This window comes from Bradyrhizobium sp. LB14.3, assembly GCF_040547985.1.
GTDB lineage: Bacteria > Pseudomonadota > Alphaproteobacteria > Rhizobiales > Xanthobacteraceae > Bradyrhizobium.
The window spans coordinates 649,788-666,759 of sequence record NZ_JBEPQT010000002.1 but is presented as its reverse complement, the minus strand read 5'-3'; the positions used below and the strand labels follow the sequence as shown (position 1 = coordinate 666,759).

Annotated in this window: 15 protein-coding genes and 3 pseudogenes; 12 read left to right on the top strand and 6 right to left on the bottom strand. The window is 64.4% G+C overall.

Going from position 1 to position 16,972, the window contains the following annotated elements:
• Position 1: 1 nt before the first annotated feature.
• Entirely contained in the window at positions 2 to 520 is a 519-nt protein-coding gene (locus ABIB00_RS06985; protein ID WP_247446692.1) for a DUF2059 domain-containing protein, read from the top strand.
• A gap of 46 nt (positions 521 to 566) precedes the next feature.
• Positions 567 to 1,955, top strand: a complete 1,389-nt coding sequence (gor, locus tag ABIB00_RS06980) for a glutathione-disulfide reductase (protein ID WP_247340833.1) — start codon at positions 567 to 569, stop codon at positions 1,953 to 1,955.
• Positions 1,956 to 1,964: 9 nt separating this feature from the next.
• Here the strand turns inward: gor and ABIB00_RS06975 are convergent, their stop codons facing one another.
• From ABIB00_RS06975 to ABIB00_RS06960, 4 genes and pseudogenes are all read right to left on the bottom strand, one after another.
• Complete coding sequence (locus tag ABIB00_RS06975) at positions 1,965 to 3,104, bottom strand: cupin domain-containing protein (RefSeq protein ID WP_247340832.1); 1,140 nt, start codon at positions 3,102 to 3,104, stop codon at positions 1,965 to 1,967.
• A gap of 509 nt (positions 3,105 to 3,613) precedes the next feature.
• A pseudogene (locus tag ABIB00_RS06970) lies at positions 3,614 to 3,790 on the bottom strand (FMN-binding negative transcriptional regulator); the annotation flags it as partial.
• Positions 3,784 to 4,128: pseudogene (locus ABIB00_RS06965) on the bottom strand (GntR family transcriptional regulator); the annotation flags it as partial. The pseudogenes ABIB00_RS06970 and ABIB00_RS06965, both read right to left, overlap by 7 nt.
• Positions 4,129 to 4,299: 171 nt before the next feature.
• Entirely contained in the window at positions 4,300 to 6,057 is a 1,758-nt protein-coding gene (locus ABIB00_RS06960) for an MOSC domain-containing protein (protein WP_354103828.1), read from the bottom strand.
• Between the two features lie 170 nt (positions 6,058 to 6,227).
• Here ABIB00_RS06960 and ABIB00_RS06955 point away from each other — a divergent pair, with 170 nt between their 5' ends.
• The 5 genes from ABIB00_RS06955 to ABIB00_RS06935 all read left to right on the top strand — a co-directional run bounded on the left by ABIB00_RS06955 (position 6,228) and on the right by ABIB00_RS06935 (position 9,006).
• Entirely contained in the window at positions 6,228 to 6,608 is a 381-nt protein-coding gene (locus ABIB00_RS06955; protein WP_247340830.1) for a nuclear transport factor 2 family protein, read from the top strand.
• Between the two features lie 303 nt (positions 6,609 to 6,911).
• Positions 6,912 to 7,385, top strand: a complete 474-nt coding sequence (locus ABIB00_RS06950; RefSeq protein ID WP_247446700.1) for a TerB family tellurite resistance protein — start codon at positions 6,912 to 6,914, stop codon at positions 7,383 to 7,385.
• A 2-nt stretch (positions 7,386 to 7,387) separates the two neighbouring features.
• Positions 7,388 to 7,750: a hypothetical protein gene (locus tag ABIB00_RS06945; protein WP_354103827.1), complete on the top strand. Its 363-nt coding sequence runs from the start codon at positions 7,388 to 7,390 to the stop codon at positions 7,748 to 7,750.
• A complete protein-coding gene (locus ABIB00_RS06940; protein WP_354103826.1) occupies positions 7,747 to 8,385 on the top strand; it encodes a TerC family protein in 639 nt (212 codons plus the stop codon). Before ABIB00_RS06945 ends, ABIB00_RS06940 begins: the two co-directional genes overlap by 4 nt.
• A 33-nt stretch (positions 8,386 to 8,418) precedes the next feature.
• On the top strand, positions 8,419 to 9,006 hold the full coding sequence (locus ABIB00_RS06935; protein ID WP_354103825.1) for a TIGR00645 family protein: 588 nt from the start codon (positions 8,419 to 8,421) through the stop codon (positions 9,004 to 9,006).
• Between the two features lie 121 nt (positions 9,007 to 9,127).
• Here the strand turns inward: ABIB00_RS06935 and ABIB00_RS06930 are convergent, their stop codons facing one another.
• The gene (locus tag ABIB00_RS06930) at positions 9,128 to 10,210 is read right to left on the bottom strand and encodes a substrate-binding domain-containing protein (protein ID WP_354103824.1); all 1,083 of its coding nucleotides are present in this window, start codon (positions 10,208 to 10,210) and stop codon (positions 9,128 to 9,130) included.
• A gap of 113 nt (positions 10,211 to 10,323) precedes the next feature.
• Here ABIB00_RS06930 and ABIB00_RS06925 point away from each other — a divergent pair, with 113 nt between their 5' ends.
• On the top strand, positions 10,324 to 11,808 hold the full coding sequence (locus ABIB00_RS06925) for an aldehyde dehydrogenase family protein (RefSeq protein WP_354103868.1): 1,485 nt from the start codon (positions 10,324 to 10,326) through the stop codon (positions 11,806 to 11,808).
• A gap of 186 nt (positions 11,809 to 11,994) precedes the next feature.
• A complete protein-coding gene (locus ABIB00_RS06920) occupies positions 11,995 to 12,258 on the top strand; it encodes a hypothetical protein (protein WP_354103823.1) in 264 nt (87 codons plus the stop codon).
• A gap of 9 nt (positions 12,259 to 12,267) precedes the next feature.
• On the opposite strand, the pseudogene ABIB00_RS06915 reads toward ABIB00_RS06920, so the two are convergent.
• Positions 12,268 to 13,162: pseudogene (locus tag ABIB00_RS06915) on the bottom strand (alpha/beta hydrolase family protein).
• 180 nt (positions 13,163 to 13,342) lie between these two features.
• Between ABIB00_RS06915 and ABIB00_RS06910 the strand changes: the two are divergent.
• From ABIB00_RS06910 to ABIB00_RS06900, 3 genes are all read left to right on the top strand, one after another.
• Positions 13,343 to 14,731 carry a class II 3-deoxy-7-phosphoheptulonate synthase gene (locus tag ABIB00_RS06910; protein WP_354103822.1) on the top strand — a complete coding sequence of 463 codons (1,389 nt, stop codon included), beginning with the start codon at positions 13,343 to 13,345 and terminating at the stop codon, positions 14,729 to 14,731.
• 4 nt (positions 14,732 to 14,735) lie between these two features.
• Positions 14,736 to 15,089 (top strand): diacylglycerol kinase, encoded by a 354-nt coding sequence (locus ABIB00_RS06905; RefSeq protein ID WP_247340819.1) that lies wholly within the window; start codon positions 14,736 to 14,738, stop codon positions 15,087 to 15,089.
• Between the two features lie 98 nt (positions 15,090 to 15,187).
• On the top strand, positions 15,188 to 16,945 hold the full coding sequence (locus tag ABIB00_RS06900) for an NAD+ synthase (protein WP_354103821.1): 1,758 nt from the start codon (positions 15,188 to 15,190) through the stop codon (positions 16,943 to 16,945).
• Positions 16,946 to 16,972 lie beyond the last annotated feature (27 nt).

Genomic DNA, 16,972 nt, shown 5'->3' with positions numbered 1-16,972 from the left:
AATGAAGAGCGTTTTGAAGTTCTTGCCGGTCGTGACTCTCGCTGTGGGACTGGCCCTCTCGGCCGCCCCGGCGCTCGCCCAGCAGGCGGCCCCGCCGAAATCCTCACCGAGCGCCATCGCGGCCGCCAAGGAGATCCTGGCGATCAAGAACGCCGGCGCGATGTACGCCAACGCGGTGCCCGGCATGGTCGAGAAGACCAAGATCACGCTGATCCAGCAGAACCTCAACTACCAGAAGGACCTCAACGAGGTCGCACAGGTCGTCGCCCAGCAGCTCAAGGGCCGCGAGAGCGAAATCGGCGACGGCATGGCGCAGGTCTATGCCAGCGAGTTCACCGAGCAGGAGCTGAAGGATCTCGTCACCTTCTACAAGTCGCCGCTGGGCAAGAAGCTGATCGAGGCCGAGCCGCGCGCAATCGGGCTGAGCATGGCCTTCATGAACTCCTGGGCCCAAAATTTCTCCGAGACCGTGATGGGCAACTTCCGCGCCGAGATGCGCAAGCGTGGCAAGGAGATCTGACAGATACTATCTGATCAGGAGTTGCTGAAAGAGGTCGGAGTGGACAATGGCTGAATTCGACGTCGACCTCTTTGTCATCGGTGGTGGTTCGGGCGGCGTGCGTGCCGCCCGCATCGCGGCCGGCTACGGCGCCCGTGTGACGATCGCGGAAGAGTACCGCATGGGCGGGACCTGCGTGATCCGCGGCTGCGTGCCGAAGAAGCTGTTCGTGATCGGCTCGCATTTCCGTCATGAAATCGAGGATGCCGCGGGTTTCGGCTGGACCGTTCCGCCTGCCAGCTTCGACTGGCCGACACTGATCGCCAACAAGGACAGGGAGATCGCCCGGCTCGAGGCGATCTACACTGCCAACGTCGAGAAGGCGGGTGCGCAGGTCGTGAAGAGCCGTGCGGTGATCGAGGACAAGCACACCGTCCGCCTGCTCGAAAACGACAAGAAGATCACGGCAAAATACATTTTGATCGCCACTGGCGGCGCGCCCAATCACGGCGCCTCGATCCCCGGCATCGAGCACGTGATCTCCTCCAATGAAGCTTTCCACTTGACCAAGCTGCCGAAGCGGATCGTGATCCAGGGCGGCGGCTACATCGCGCTGGAATTCGCCGGCATCTTCGCCGGCTTCGGCTCCGACGTCACCGTGATCTATCGCGGCGACAACATCCTTCGCGGCTTTGACGAGGATGTTCGCACGCACGTCCGGGCCGAGATGGAGAAGCAGGGCATCACCATCCTCACCGGCTGCACGGTAGCGAAGGTCGATCGGCACGGCGAGGAGTTCACCACGCATCTGTCGAACGGATCGAGCCTTGCCTCCGACCAGGTGATGTTCGCGATCGGCCGCCATCCGGCGGTGGCCAATCTCGGCCTGGAGAAGGCCGGCGTCGCCATCAATCCCAGGAATGGCGGCATCGCGGTCGATCATTTCTCGAGGAGCTCGGTCGACAGCATCTATGCGATCGGCGACGTCACCCACCGCTTCAACCTGACGCCGGTCGCGATCCGCGAGGGCCATGCGTTCGCCGATACCGTGTTCGGCAAGCGCGAGGTGCAGGTCGATCACGCCACCATCCCGACCGCCGTGTTCTCGCAGCCGGAGGTCGGCACCGTTGGCCTCACCGAGACCGAGGCGCGGGCGCAATTTGGCCATGTCGACATTTACAAGACGACGTTCCGCCCCATCAAGGCGACGATGTCGGGCCGCGATACCCGCGTGCTGATGAAGCTCGTCGTCGACGGTGCCTCCGATCGCGTGCTCGGCTGTCACATCGTCGGTGATGCCGCGGCCGAGATCACGCAGGCAGTCGCGATTGCGGTGAAGATGAAGGCGACCAAGGCCGATTTCGACGCGACCATTGCGCTGCATCCGACCGCGGCCGAAGAGCTCGTCACGATGCGCACCCCGACCGCGCGGCATGTGCGCCAGGCGGCGGAGTAACCCCCGCGCTCAGCCGTACAGATACCCGACCTGCTTGCCTTCGGTGCGCAGGGGACGGATGTCCTTCTGCGTGATGATCTGGCCGGCGAGGCCGTCGATCTCGTCGCGCTGCGTCGGCGTCCAGCTGCGAAGGTCGTTCATGCCCTTGAGAAGGCCGAGCCGGAGAACTTGCGTGTTGTCACCGATGCCTGTGAGGCTGATCGCGTTGTTGCCGGCGGTCACCACATCGCCAGCCGCGAGCTCAAAGGTCTCGCCGGCCTTGCTCTTGAATTCAGCCGTGCCGCGAATGACGCGATAGATCGCAACCTCGCCCTTGGCCAAACAGCTACCATCGGCTGCAGCCGATGTGCTCTTCGGCAAAAGTGACTGGCCACGCGGGTCGGTCGCGATGATGTGGCCGGTGACGAGATGGCCGCTCGGGGCCTCGATCCCGATATCGCGCACATAGACCGGCATCGCCGATTTGACAGGGCTGTCGGTGAACGGCTTGAACAGCGCATCCAGCGCCAGGGGATCCTGAAGCCAGAAGCCTGCATCGGCCGGGCGATCATGCAGTGAGTGGCTCCAGGCCACACGCGGCGTCTCGGCCTCGTTGATCTGGTCCGGGCCGACGATGCTCGGGTTTGGAAAGGTGGTGGGATCGGTCACGAAGGCTTCGAGGAATTTGCCCGAATAGCCCATGGAAATCGGATCCGGCACCACCGTCTGCGGCGTCTTCAGGTTCTCTTCGGTCGACAGTCCCGACCAGGTGTAGAACAGCTGGCGGTGCACGATCGCGCTCTGCAACATCACCGCGCCAGGGCCGACACTGTGGAAGCGCCCGTCATAGTCGAAGGTGAACGCGCCGGAGGTGACCAGCACGAGCTGAAAGCCGCCCGGCGGAAGATGCAGGTGGAAATCGGTAGGGCCGGTGTCCGGACGGTAGATCGGCAGATTGGTCGCGACTTCGTGCAGCAGGAAGGTTTCGTTGTTGGCGTGAAAGCCTTCGTTGGCGCGATTGTAGAGCGCTTGCGGCCGGTACGTCGCTTCGAACTTCGCATTCCGGTCGCGATCGATCGCCACGAAATCCCGAGCGTTGAGGCGAACGGGCGCGCCGTCCGGGCGGGTCAGCCCGGTGAATTTGAGATCGCCGGCGGCATGCACGTTCATGGCATTCTCCGATTCTGGGCCGCTCACCCGGTCTCTCGGCGCACGCATCTTGCCGCTCCAATCGTGGGAGAGCAGGGAATCAGGCTTGATGCTGCCTTGCGAAATTTGGGCCAGTCGAGGTGACGCGCAGCACGCGGGCTCTTCGGCTCGCCGCCACGCCAAGAAAAATCGAGGTTGCACCTGATGTTAGATGACCCGCTTCACGGGCCTGCATGGCCCTCTTCGCCAAGCCTGCAGATCCAGTGACGAGACGCGTCTTGTCTAATTTGTCGGCACGTCCTGCGCGGACGTGCAGCTGCGCCGATCAGCAAGTGCCAGCGGCCGGGTGTCTGATGCCATTCATTCGAACGACCGACGGACAGTCCGCTCGGGCTTGCCGTACGGACTGTCGGCCCACTTCGCCATGTCCACGGCAGCCTGACGCCAGGATGGCTCCGGTCTGCTACATGCGGATCGAAACGACGCCGCCCTGCAACTATTCAAGCGCGCCTCGGCGCGCCGAACTTCGCTCACATCGGCACCGGAATGAGGGGCGCAACCTCCCGATCAAGCGCGTTCTCGCTCGCCGCAAGTCCTTGCGCGACGCCGACACGGTCGGCCTCGGGACGGTTCTGGCTCATCTTGCGCTTGCCTTCGAACCGCACGACGGGAATGCGCACGCCGACGATTCCGCGCAGCTGCGCAGCGGGTCCCGAAGCAACCGCTCGCCGAAGACCGACGGCCGTACCTTCCGCGCCGACGGCCCCGACGCCACGCGCGTGCGTCCTCGCTCGACGATGGCGCGAGCCACACGCGGCCGCGCGCCATGGCGTGTCTCGATAAAGCCTTCGGCGGCGAGCTGTTCGTAGGCGACGCTGACGGTCGAGCGGGCCACACCCATCTCGCCGGCAAGCGCGCGCGAGGACGGCAGCAACCCGTCGATCCCGTATACCCGCGCCAAAATCTGATCCCTCAGGGCATCGTAGATCTGGCGCGCGCCCATGCGGCCGGCCCGGGGAGCGGGATTGGTCTTCATCTGGATCATCCACATTCCAAGCCGGCATTCGCCCGAGCGGACGATGTCGGAATGTGGTTCCAGTCCGGTTCGCCGAGAGTTTCGACGTAAGCCTTGCCGTAGGGATAAAAATGCTCCTTGCGGCCCTGGTCCCACAGCGCCCTGAGACCGGGCGCCGACTCGCATAATGAGTCTCCACTTTCACAGATCAATCACGACATCACTTCGGGGCCGCGAGCAGCAGATCAGGACGTTGCCCTCCGCTGGCGGGTCGAGTGGATCCGGCGCGTAGCTGACCGCTCCCGCGATCAGTCCGCTCTCGCAGTTGTGGCAGACGCCGGTCCGGCACGACCAGCGCACGGGGACGTCGCAGGCTTCGGCCAGCTCCAGCAGGCTGGCGTAGGCCGGTCCCCAGCACACATTGAGTCCACTTCGGACGAACGAAACCATCGGGCCGGGGCCGGGGGCGCCGGCCGGCGAGTGCGCTCGCTTCTGCGGGGAGGACGCTATGCCGGGCGTCAAGGATGGTCCGGCGCCGAACAATTCGGTGTGGATGCGATCCGGCGCGACGCCCAACGTGGTTAGGCCAGCTTTCAGATCGCTCATGAAAGCGGCCGGTCCGCACAGATAGAAATCGCCGTCACGTGGCACGCTGAGACTCTGGAGCAGGCGTGCGTCCAGATGTCCGGCTGTATCGAACTCCACATTGAGACGATCGCCCGGGTCAGGCGCGCTGTAACAGACGTGGCTATGGTGATGAGCGAGCCCACTTAGCAATTCGCGCGCCTCGGCGGCGAACGCATGTTTGCGGCCGTCGCGAGTGCCGTGAAGCCACCAGACGTCCCGCGTCGTCTCTTCAGCGGCGAGCGCGTGGAGCATTGCGAGCACCGGCGTCACGCCGATTCCGGCGCTCAACAGGACGACGGGGCGCGCATCTTGCCGGAGCGTGAAACTGCCGCGGGGTGCACCGACCTGCACGACGTCGTCAATTCCGAGATCATCGGCGATGTAACGGCTGGCGGCACCGTGCGATTCGCGCTTGATGCTGATCCGATAGGGCGCGGCATCGGAGCCGCTCGAGAGCGAATAGCTGCGCGTCATCGCTTGCGCAGCCAGCGGCCCGAGTCGGACAACGACGAACTGACCGGGCAGGGCGGCGGCCACAGGATGTCCGTCGACGGGTTCGAGGATCAGCGACGTCACGTTGCCGCTTTCTGCGATCTTGCGGGCTACGTGAAACGGCCGGAATCCGCGCCAGGCCGGAGGTGGGCTCGCCGCCGATCCGAGCCCGGCGTTTCCCGCCGCTTTGTTCTCCTTGCGCTGCTCGAGCAGCGCCTCGAAAGAGCGGTGCCAGCCGCGGCTCAGCGCCGGAATCCGCAGCGCCCGCTCCAGGCGTTCGCGCGGATGAGGCGGCAGGTAAAGCAGCGCATTGATCTCGAACACGCTCATGCGCTCGGGCCCCACGGCGATCTGAATGATTTCGTCACCGGCCTCGACGTCGCCTTCCTCGATCACACGAAAATAGAACCCGGGCCGGCCGTGCCTGACCACCAGCGCCGCCATGTCCGGCTCGTCCATGCGAATGCCGAGCCGGTAGCAGGTGACGCGCGGCTGCGTCACTTCGAACAGGGCCGAGCCGATCCTGTAGCGGTCTCCGATGCACACGTTGCTGTCGGCAAGGCCCTCGACCGTAAAGTTCTCACCGAACTCGCCATGAACGAGGTTCGATCGACCCAGATGTTCCTGCCAGTATCGATAAGAATCGTCCTGATAGACGAATACGGCACGATGCTCGCCGCCATGACCGGCCGTATCGCCCTGGCCGTCGCCATCGATGTTGAGCCGGCGCACCTTGCGCGGGCCTTTGACTGGTGCCTTCCAGATACCGGTGTGGACGGTCCTTCCCTGCCAGGCGACGTCGCGCGGCAGGCCGACATTGACCGAAAGCAAACGTGCCATTGCGTGTTCCCAACCGTGACTGCGCGGCTCTGCCGTCATCCTTGCACCCGGACCGGGTTTTTGGCTCGTTAGGCGTTGTTAGACGTTGCGAGCAAGCCTTGCCACCGGCGGCCCTCAGGCCAATTTCAGATGGGCGTCACGAGACAAAGTCCGCAAAGAGGGAGATCGCGATGGATGATCAGGGCAAGCTGGCCGCGCTCCAGCGTCATTGGGACGCGTCGGACGCCAACGATTTCGAGGCCGAGCACGACATCTATCGCGAGGACGCGGTGCTCGACTATCCGCAGTCCGGCGAGCGCATCCGCGGCCGCAGGAACATTCAGGAGAGCCGCTTCGTGCAGCCGAACAAGAAGCGCTTCACAGTTCGGCGCATCGTCGGGGGCGGCGATCTGTGGGTGAGCGAATTCGTGCTGACGTATGATGGGGTGCCGTCTTACGTGGTGAGCATCATGGAATTCCGCGACGGTCTGGTGGCGCAGGAGACGCAGTATTTTGGCGACAAGTTCGAGCGGTCGCCCTCGCGGGCGCATCTTGTCGAGCGGGTGGAGTAACACGGGCTTCGTCGCAATGACGGTGCGTCTGCCAAACAGACCAACACGGAACCCGATGCGGCGGCTGGTCGCAGTGTCGTCGCCTTGATTCCGACAGGCCCATCTTTATGTGTGAAAGGAACAAGAATCCGGGCCCCTCTGGCGAGGAAGTCGACGCTGTCGGCAAAACCTCGTGATGTCGGATGACCTGTCCCGCGCGAATGCGATGGATCGGCCGATCGTCGGGCCTTCTTGAGAGTCTCTCCGACCCAATCGTCCCCATCGCAGCTCCGTGCGGTCATTTCGCAAGATAAGGGAGCAACGATGTCTGACGCCAAGCATTCAAATCCGATCGAAATCGAGATCACCGAGCCGTCCAGCCTGAACGAGCAGGCTGCGGTGGCGCTGGTGATCGTCGGCGCGCTGGTTGCGGTCGCCGACCGGCAAGTTTCACCGGTCGAACGCGACGAGGTCGTCCGTTTCATCCGGGATCGCAAGCTGGCACCGCACATCCCGGACGACCGGCTCTATGCGATGTTCGACGAGCTTGCCGAACGACTCGAGGAACCGGATTTCGCCAATGTGGTGATCGACAATCTGCGTCCGGTCTCGGACCTGCGGCTGTCGGCTCATTTGATGGAACTGTCGGAGCGCGTCGCGGCCGCGGACGAGGACGTCCATCCCCATGAACTGCAGGCGATCAAGCTGTTGCGCCTGCTGACGCTGGTGCTACCGCGCGCAAAGCAGGTGGCGCCGGGTGCAGTGCGTGCCGAACAGCGCATTGCCGCCGAGGAGTAAGCATGAGCGCAGTTTCGGACGAGGATAAGATAGGGGCTTCGGGCGCTACCGGCCAGATGGCCGGCGGCGACCCGCGTCTCGACAAGCTTGTCCGGCGCCTGCCGCCGCGCATGGGCGACACCGTCACCTATCTGCTCAAGCCGTCCAGCCGCTGGGTGAGAATCCCCTCGGGCGCGCTGCTCATTGTCGGCGGCGTGCTCTCCTTCCTGCCGGTGCTCGGCGTCTGGATGCTGCCGCTCGGCCTCGCTTTGCTCGCGGAAGACGTGCCCGCGTTGCGATCCGCGCGCGGCAAGGTTTTGGATTGGGTCGAGCGGAAGAAGCCGCAATGGCTCGATCCGTCGGCACCTAAAAACGATCAATCATGACTGAATTCATCACCACCGAAGCGCTGACCGCGCTGCTTCAGGTCGTCCTGATCGACCTCGTGCTCGCCGGCGACAACGCCGTCGTCATCGGCCTTGCCGCAGCCGGCCTGCCGGCCGAGCAGCGCCGGCGCGCCATTGTCGTCGGCATCATCGCCGCCACCGCCTTGCGCATCGTCTTTGCCGGCGTCGCGACCCAGCTTCTGCAAGTGATCGGGCTGTTGCTCGCCGGCGGTGTGCTGCTGCTCTGGGTCTGCTGGAAGATGTGGCGGGAGCTGCGCGAGCAGGCCGCGCATGCGAACGAGCTCGCGTTCAGCCATGGCGGCGACGGGAGCGCTGCTGCCGCTCCGCGCAAGACCTTCAGGCAGGCGGCGGTGCAGATCGTCGCCGCCGACATCTCGATGTCGCTCGACAACGTGCTCGCGGTCGCGGGCGCGGCGCGCGAGCATCCCTACATCCTCGCCTTCGGCCTGCTATTGTCGGTCGCGCTGATGGGCGTCGCTGCCGATTTGCTCGGCCGCGTGCTTCAGAAGCAGCGCTGGATCGGCTATGTCGGTCTCGCTATCATCGTCTACGTCGCCTTCGAGATGATCTATCGCGGCTCGCTCGAGCTCGCGCCTGTCATCGCGAGCCTGTAGGGCAACGATTCTGCCTATCATCCGGAGTGATCAATGACGTCTGAACCCAAAGCACTTTCGGCCGAGCCGGTGCCGGCGCCGCAAATCGGCCCGTTTGCCCAGCTCATCTTCGGCTCGCGCTGGCTGCAGGTCCCGCTCTATGTCGGTCTCATCGTCGCGCAGGCCGTCTATGTGCTGCTGTTCCTGAAGGAGCTCTGGCACCTGGTCGTGCACTCGTTCGACGCCAGCGAGCAACAGATCATGCTGGTCGTGCTCGGGCTGATCGACGTCGTCATGATCTCGAACCTGCTGGTGATGGTGATCGTCGGTGGTTACGAGACCTTCGTCTCGCGCCTGAACCTGAACGGTCATCCGGACGAGCCGGAATGGCTCAGCCACGTCAATGCCAGCGTGCTCAAGATCAAGCTTGCGATGGCGATCATCGGCATCTCCTCGATCTCGCTGCTCAGGACCTTCATCGAGGCGGGTAATCTCGGCACGACGCGCAGCAATTTCACCGAGTCCGGCGTGATGTGGCAGGTGCTGATCCACCTGACCTTCATCATCTCCGCGATCGGCATCGCTTGGGTCGACCGCCTCAGCGAGAGCGGCCACCGCAACAAGGCGGCCGGTCACGGCTGAGCGCGATCGGCCTTCTCAGGCGCCGATTTGGCGCTCGCGCGCGGCATGACGGACTCTCTTGGATCATTGCTGCGGAGATTGGCATTCCTGCCCGTCACGGACAAGGCGAACACGCCATGCATCATCGCACGGCGTGCATCTCCAGAAAGGCCTTCACGCCGGTGACGGTGCCCGTGTCCGATGGCACGTAGCCGGGCAGGGTCGCCACCGCTGCGCGAAAATCAGCGCTGCGGATGATATCGAGGATGCGCTGCATCGGCCCGGTGTCCAGGAACGCGCGCTTGCAGACGAAGAAATAATCCTCGGTCAGGAGCCGGATGAAATCGAGGCCGAAATGCCGGGCGGCGGCTTCGACGCCGAAGCACGCATCCGCCATGCCGCTCGCGACATAGGCTGCGACCGCGGCGTGGGTGAATTCGATCTGCTGCGCACCGTTGATGCGGCTCTCCTCGATGCCGTTTGCCGCGAGCAGTTGGTCGAACAGAAGCCGCGTGCCGGAATCGTGGTCGCGGTTGACGAAGCGGACTTTTGGTCCGGTCAGATCATCAAGCGAAGCGATGCGCAGCGGGTTGCCGCGCGCGACCATCAGCCCCATCTCGCGCGTGACGAAACTGATGATGCGGTCCTCGCGCGGATCGAGCCATTCGCGGGCAGCCTTGATGCCCTGGGCCCGTAGCGCGCCGTGCGGCAGATGCAGGCCGGAGAGATCGCAGGCGCCCTGCGCCAGCGAGACCAGCGAATGCTGGTTGCTGACATAGCGCAGATCGACGCCGATGCCCGGCTCGCGGTCGAGGAATTCGCGCAGTTTTGCGACCGCAAAACCGTGGCTGGCATGCACGCGGATCACCGACGGGCGCTGCTCGAGGAACGGCTTGATCTCGCTCGCCAGCTCCTGCGCCAAATTCTCAAGCTGAGGTCCGAGCCGGGCCTGCATGCGCTCACCCGCCCACACCAGCCGCTCGCCGAACGGCGTGAGTTTCGAGCCTTTGCCGCGCTGGGTCTCGACCAGCGGCGTGCCGAAAAACTCCGACCATTGCTCGATCAGATTCCAGACGTGGCGATAGGAGAGGTGCGCGTCGCGGGCCGCGCTGGTGATCTTCCCGGTCCTCCTGATTTCGTTGAGGACGCCGAGCATGATGATGGCGGTGCGCGGATTGCCCTCGCGGCGAAACCGCCAGACGGCCTCGATCTCGATCTGAAGCATCTCTTATCCTTATGAACCACGCTTCATATGTGGGGCGTCCATTTGCAAACCATATCATATTTACTCCAATACATATGCGCCTAGTCTGATCTTCCAGAACTGGAAAAAATATGATGTCCATTGCATATGATGTTGCGCATTCTCCGGCCACCGAGTTCATGTCCCGGCCCCAGCATCTGCTGATCGACGGCCGCCGCGTCCCCGCAAGCTCCGGTCGCACCTTCAAATCGCTCAATCCGGCCACCGGGCAGGTCATCGCCGTCGTCGCCGAAGGCAACGAGGCCGATGTCGAGCATGCGGTTGCCGCCGCGCGCCGGGCTTTCGAAGGCGCCTGGCGCACGATGCGGGCGTCCGAGCGGGGCCAGATCCTGCTGCGCTGGGCAGACCTGCTCAAGCAGCACGCCGACGAGATCATCGAACTCGAGTCGATCGATGCCGGCAAGCCGATCGCCGCGACCTCGCGGCAGGATTTCCCGGCCGCGGTCGACACGCTGATCTACTACGCCGGCTGGGCTGACAAGATCAGCGGCGACGTCGTGCCTGTGCGCGACGACGCCCTGACCTACACCGTGCGCGAGCCTGTCGGCGTGGTTGCGGCGATCGTGCCCTGGAACTTCCCGCTGATGATCGGGATGTGGAAGCTTGCGCCGGCGCTGGCCTGCGGCTGCACCATCGTGATGAAGCCGGCCGAGCTGACCTCGCTGTCGGCGCTGCGCATCGCCGAACTCGCGCTTGAGGCCGGCCTGCCGGCGGGCGTCTTCAACGTCGTCACGGGGCCCGGGCGGGTCGTCGGCGATGCGCTGGTTAATCACCCTGACGTCGACAAGGTCACCTTCACCGGCTCCCCCGGCGTGGGTCGTGGAATCATGAAGGGTGCCGCAAGCAACTTCAAGCGTGTCTCGCTCGAGCTCGGCGGCAAGTCGGCCAACGTCATCTTTGACGATGCCGATCTCGAAGCCGCATCCAAAGCAGCGGCCTCCGGCATCTTCTTCAATGCCGGCCAGGTCTGCTCGGCCGGCTCCCGCGTGCTGGTGCAGGAGAAGGCCTATGACGAGGTCGTCGAGCGGCTGGCGGCACGCGCGAAGTTGCTCAGGATCGGTGATCCGCTCGACCGCAAGACGGTGCTCGGGCCCGTGATCTCCGAGAAGCAGATGAAGTCGATCCTCGACTATGTCGACATCGGCCGGAAGGAGGGCGCGACCCTTGTCACCGGGGGCGAACGTGTCGGCGAGCGTGGTTACTTCATCAGCCCCGCGGTGTTCGCGAATGTCGCGCACGAGATGCGGATATCGCAGGAGGAGATCTTCGGCCCCGTCGTCAGTGTCATCAAGTTCAGGGATGAAGCCGACGCGCTGCGGATCGCCAACGGCACGGCCTACAGCCTGGCTGCCGGCGTGTGGAGCCGCGACATCGGCAAGCTCCACCGCTTCGCCAAGCGGGCGCGCGCGGGCACGGTCTGGATGAACACCTATGGCTACACCGACGTGCGCCTGCCCTGGGGCGGCGAGCGCGACTCCGGCCTCGGCCGCGAGCACGGCAGCGCCGCGCTCGACAACTTCACCGAGCCGAAGGCTGTGTGGATGAACCTGGCCGTCTGATACCTCCCGAGCGGCCAAGCCTGGAGCCCGCCTGATCGCCCGATCCGGCGGGCTCTTTTTCGAGATCGGTAAAATTGCCTGCATTCCGCTCAGGGGCGGCAAACCCTGCGGACAAGAACCACGCGACCTTAAACCCCGGCTTTGGAACCGGCGTGCATCCTGCCTGCAACAGGGTGGGGCACCAGCATGTCAGTTCTCAGGGAGGTCGTCGTCGCGGTCGCGGGAGTCTACGCGCTCCTGATCGCGTGCGACGCATTGTTCGGGGTCGGCGAGGCGCGCTTCGACGACGCCTATTACAGCGGCAGCTTCTACGCGCCGCGGCCGAAGGAGTTTCGTTTCGCCGGCGATACGCCGCCGGCGGTCCGCGTCAGCGAGGCGTTTGCGCAATTCGCGCCGGGCGAAGCCAAGCCGAACAAGCGCTACTCGTCGCTGAACACGATCGTCCGCTAAGTGTCCGCCTCACTCCCCCTGGATCCATTCCGCCACGCCGCGCCACAGCGTGTCGCGATGCTCGGGGCGGAAGAAGCCGAAATGGCCTATTCCCTTGGCGCTGACCTCTGACGGTTTGACCGTCACCACCTCTGGCTTGATCGCGGTGAACCCGCTCGCAAGCAGTTCGACGGCGGGCCGCGTCGCCCACGGGTCGTCGGAGAAGCAGAGTGTGCGCAGCTCGCCTTTGAATTTGGCAAAATTCTCCAGCGCCGGCAGCTTTGAATCGAACAGATAGCGGGGGCTCGAGACCCACTCGGCCCATTGCAGGAAAACGCCCTTGGGCAAATCCTCGCCGATGCCGGCCCAGCCCGGTGCGTAACCGAGTGCGTGGACGAGCGGCACGCCGACAAAATTCATGAAGGCGAAGACCCGGTATTTTTCCGGCGACGTCATCAGCCGCCAGGTGGCCGCCTGCGAGGCCACGAACGCGGCGCGCGAGATGTCAGTGTTGTTCGCGATCAGCCGAGCGCCTGGCCGCCGAAGGAGTGGCCGACATAGGCCAGGGGAAGGGGCTGTAGCGCGCGCGCATCCAGTGCACTGCGGCGGTGACGTCGAGCGCGGCCCAGTCCGACATCGAGGCCTTGAAACCGACCAGCGATTTCGGCTGGTTGTAGCCGACCATCGCCGGCAGCCGGGAGTCGCCGATGCCGCGATAGTCGTAAGTCAGGACCGCGCAGCCGCGATGGGCGAGATAGGAGGCAAAGCCGCGATAGATTTTCCGCAGGGCGGCGGTGGCGGAGTTGATCAGTACGGCATGGCGTTTGGTGCCGCGCGGCAGGAACAGGGTGCCGCTCAGCGCATACCCGTCGGTCGCCGGGAAGCTGATCTCGTCAACGAAAACGTCGTCCAATGCCGCGTCCATGGGCAGAAGGTATCCTGCCAGTTTCCTCGCCGTTCCCAGCAAATGCGAATTTGGCTTTTCCCGCAAGGGTTTGCAGTGCCAGATGGATTTACAACTGGCGGCCAAGGATTAGCCTGTGTATAAGGCGGCCCTCGCAACTCACAGATCAGGTTGCACTTTTTGCTTCACGGAGAGATTGCGATGTCCGAGCGGTGGACGCCCGAGTCCTGGCGCAGCAAGCCGGTGCTACAGGTGCCCGACTATCCCGACGCCAAGGCCCTGGCCGACGTCGAGGCGCAGCTTGCGACCTTTCCGCCGCTGGTGTTCGCGGGCGAGGCGCGCAACCTGAAGAAGTCGCTGGCGCGAGTCGCTGCCGGTGAGGCCTTCCTGCTGCAGGGCGGCGACTGCGCCGAGAGCTTTGCCGAACACGGCGCCAACAACATTCGCGACTTCTTCCGCGTGCTGCTCCAGATGGCGGTGGTGCTGACTTATGCCGGTGCCGTGCCGGTGGTGAAGGTCGGCCGCGTCGCTGGTCAGTTTGCAAAACCGCGCTCGTCGCCGACCGAGAAGATCGACGGCGTCGAGCTGCCGAGCTATCGCGGCGACATCGTCAACGACATCGCCTTCACCAAGGCAGCGCGCGTCCCTGATCCGCAGCGCCAGCTGATGGCCTACCGGCAATCGGCGGCGACGCTGAACCTGTTGCGCGCGTTCGCGACCGGCGGCTACGCCAATCTCGGCAGCGTGCATCAGTGGATGCTCGGCTTCCTCAAGGACTCGCCGCAGTCCCGCCGCTACAAGGAATTGGCCGACCGCATCTCGGACGCGCTCAACTTCATGCGCGCCTGCGGCCTCGATCTCGAGGCTCACCCCGAGCTGCGCGCCACCGATTTCTACACCAGCCACGAGGCGCTGCTGCTCGGCTATGAGCAGGCCATGACCCGCGTCGATTCCACCACGGGCGACTGGTACGCGACCTCGGGCCACATGATCTGGATTGGCGACCGCACCCGCCAGCTCGATCACGGCCATATCGAATATTTCCGCGGCATCAAGAACCCGATCGGGCTCAAATGCGGTCCGTCGCTCAAGCCCGACGAACTGCTGAAGCTGATCGACGTGCTCAATCCCGACAACGAGCCGGGCCGGTTGACGCTGATCGGTCGCTTCGGCTCCGACAAGGTCGGCGAGCACCTGCCGAACATGATCCGCGCCGTGAAGCGCGAGGGCAAAGTGGTGGTCTGGTCGTGCGATCCCATGCACGGCAACACCATCACCTCGACGTCGGGTTACAAGACGCGCCCCTTCGACCGCATCCTGTCCGAGGTGAAGTCGTTCTTCACCATCCACGCGGCAGAAGGCACGCACGCCGGCGGCGTGCATCTGGAGATGACCGGCCAGGATGTCACTGAGTGTATCGGCGGCGCCCGCGCGATCACCGACGAGGATCTCAACGATCGCTATCACACGGTCTGCGATCCCCGGCTCAATGCCGAGCAATCCATCGACATGGCTTTCCTGATCGCGGAGCTGCTCAAGCAGGAGCGCGCCGGCAAGGTCATGCCGATGCCGGCCGCAGCGGGGCTCTGAGACCTTGCTGCGGATATTGAAGGCCACGGTCAATTCCCGCAACGGTCTGGCCTTTGCGTTCCGGTCGGAGCAGGCTGTCCGCGAGGAGATTGTCGCGCTCCTTTTGTCGCTGCCGCTGGCGTGGTTCGTCGGCGCGACCGCGATGCGCGCGGTCGAGCTGGTGTGTTCAGTCGCGTTCGTGCTGGTGGTCGAGCTGCTCAACACCGCGATCGAGAAGCTTGCCGACCGGCTGACCATGGATCACGACAAACAGATCGGCCGGGTCAAGGACATGGGCTCGGCCGCGGTCGGTGTTGCGCTCCTGATGGCCGGCGCGTTCTGGATCATCGCCATCATCGAGCGGTTGGGGTTCCTCTAAAGCGCTAATCGCGCTTTAGGTTGTTGTTTTGAGCATGATCTTTTCGGAAAACCGCTTCACACTTTTCCGGATCATGCTCTGATCGGAGCGCGGCGGCCATGACCGAACGTCTCAACGAATTCGCGGTCACGCTCGCCCAGCTCAATCCGACCGTGGGCGACATCGACGGCAATGCCGCCAAGGCGCGTGCCGCGCGCGCGCAGGCCAAGTCCGACGGTGCCGATCTCGTGCTGTTTCCGGAATTGTTCATTGCCGGCTACCCGCCGGAAGATCTCGTGCAGAAGCCTTCCTTCCAGGCCGCTTGCCGCGCCGCGATCGAGGCGCTTGCGCGCGAGACCGCTGATGGCGGCCCGGCCATGCTGGTCGGCACGCCCTGGGTGGAGGAGGGCAGACTCTACAATGCCTGCGCGCTGCTCGATGGCGGCCGTATCGCCGCGCTTCGCTTCAAATGCAACCTGCCGAATTACGGCGTGTTCGACGAGAAGCGGCTGTTTTCGCGCGGCCCCGCCGCGGGGCCGGTGACCGTGCGCGGCGTTCGGATCGGTGTGCCGATCTGCGAGGACATCTGGCTGGAAGAGTCCGAGGATTACGAGAACGTGGTCGAGACGCTGGCCGAGACCGGCGTCGAGATCATTCTGGTGCCGAACGGCTCGCCCTACGCCCGCGACAAGGCCGACGTGCGTTTGTCGGTTGCGGTCGCGCGCGTCACCGAGAGCGGTCTGCCGCTGGTCTATCTCAACCAGGTTTGCGGCCAGGACGAGCTGGTGTTTGACGGTGCTTCCTTCGCGCTCAACGGCGATCTTTCGCTCGCGGCGCAATTGCCGGCGTTCGCGGAAAGCATCACCACACTGCGCTTCACCAGAAACGGCGACGATTGGCGCTGCACCGGTCCTGTCGCGGAGCAGCCCGAGGGCGACTATGCCGACTATGCAGCCTGCGTGCTCGGCTTGCGTGATTACGTCGCCAAGAACGGCTTTCCCGGTGTGCTGCTCGGTATCTCCGGCGGCATCGACTCTGCCCTCTGCGCGGCAATCGCGGTCGATGCGCTCGGCGCCGATCAGGTGCACGGTGTGATGCTGCCTTACCGCTACACTGCGGCAAGCTCGATCGCGGACGCCGGCGAGCTCGCCGGCCATCTCGGGATTCGTTATGAGGTGCTGCCGATCGCCGAAGCCGTGACCGGGTTCGAGACCATATTGTCCGGCATCTTCAAGAATTTGCCGCCGGATATCACCGAAGAAAATCTCCAGGCCCGCACCCGCGGCACGCTGCTGATGGCGATCTCGAACAAGACCGGGCTGATGGTGATGACCACCGGCAACAAGTCGGAAATGTCGGTCGGCTACGCCACGCTCTACGGCGATATGAACGGCGGCTTCAATCCGATCAAGGACATCTACAAGACGCAGGTGTTTCGGCTGGCAAGCTTGCGCAATGTCTGGAAGCCCGATGGCGCGCTCGGGCCGGCCGGCGAGGTGATCCCGCCCGATATCATTACACGTCCGCCGACGGCGGAGCTGCGCGAGAACCAGACTGACCAGGATTCGTTGCCGCCTTACGAGGTGCTCGATGCCATTCTCGAGCGTCTCATCGAGCGCGAAGAGCCGCTCGACAAAATCATCGCCGCCGGCTTCGACCGCGAGACGGTGGTGCGCATCGACCATCTCCTCAACGTCGCCGAATACAAGCGCCGCCAGGCGGCACCCGGCGTCAAGGTGACGGCCAGGAATTTCGGCCGCGACCGCCGCTATCCCATCACCAACCGCTTTCGCGACAAAGGCGAGCAGCTAGCCGCCCCGGACGAGACGCTGGTGTCGCGTGGGAGCAAAGCGTCGATCGACGCGTTCGAGGGGTGAATTCCCGGCCTTGGGCGAGCCCGCGGG

Excerpts from the sequence above, each read along its gene's own strand:
- ABIB00_RS06985 (WP_247446692.1), top strand. The coding sequence starts at position 2 with ATGAAGAGCGTTTTGAAGTTCTTGCCGGTCGTGACTCTCGCTGTGGGA.
- gor (WP_247340833.1), top strand. The coding sequence starts at position 567 with ATGGCTGAATTCGACGTCGACCTCTTTGTCATCGGTGGTGGTTCGGGC.
- ABIB00_RS06975 (WP_247340832.1), bottom strand. The coding sequence starts at position 3,104 with ATGAACGTGCATGCCGCCGGCGATCTCAAATTCACCGGGCTGACCCGC.
- ABIB00_RS06960 (WP_354103828.1), bottom strand. The coding sequence starts at position 6,057 with ATGGCACGTTTGCTTTCGGTCAATGTCGGCCTGCCGCGCGACGTCGCC.
- ABIB00_RS06955 (WP_247340830.1), top strand. The coding sequence starts at position 6,228 with ATGGATGATCAGGGCAAGCTGGCCGCGCTCCAGCGTCATTGGGACGCG.
- ABIB00_RS06950 (WP_247446700.1), top strand. The coding sequence starts at position 6,912 with ATGTCTGACGCCAAGCATTCAAATCCGATCGAAATCGAGATCACCGAG.
- ABIB00_RS06945 (WP_354103827.1), top strand. The coding sequence starts at position 7,388 with ATGAGCGCAGTTTCGGACGAGGATAAGATAGGGGCTTCGGGCGCTACC.
- ABIB00_RS06940 (WP_354103826.1), top strand. The coding sequence starts at position 7,747 with ATGACTGAATTCATCACCACCGAAGCGCTGACCGCGCTGCTTCAGGTC.
- ABIB00_RS06935 (WP_354103825.1), top strand. The coding sequence starts at position 8,419 with ATGACGTCTGAACCCAAAGCACTTTCGGCCGAGCCGGTGCCGGCGCCG.
- ABIB00_RS06930 (WP_354103824.1), bottom strand. The coding sequence starts at position 10,210 with ATGCTTCAGATCGAGATCGAGGCCGTCTGGCGGTTTCGCCGCGAGGGC.
- ABIB00_RS06925 (WP_354103868.1), top strand. The coding sequence starts at position 10,324 with ATGTCCATTGCATATGATGTTGCGCATTCTCCGGCCACCGAGTTCATG.
- ABIB00_RS06920 (WP_354103823.1), top strand. The coding sequence starts at position 11,995 with ATGTCAGTTCTCAGGGAGGTCGTCGTCGCGGTCGCGGGAGTCTACGCG.
- ABIB00_RS06910 (WP_354103822.1), top strand. The coding sequence starts at position 13,343 with ATGTCCGAGCGGTGGACGCCCGAGTCCTGGCGCAGCAAGCCGGTGCTA.
- ABIB00_RS06900 (WP_354103821.1), top strand. The coding sequence starts at position 15,188 with ATGACCGAACGTCTCAACGAATTCGCGGTCACGCTCGCCCAGCTCAAT.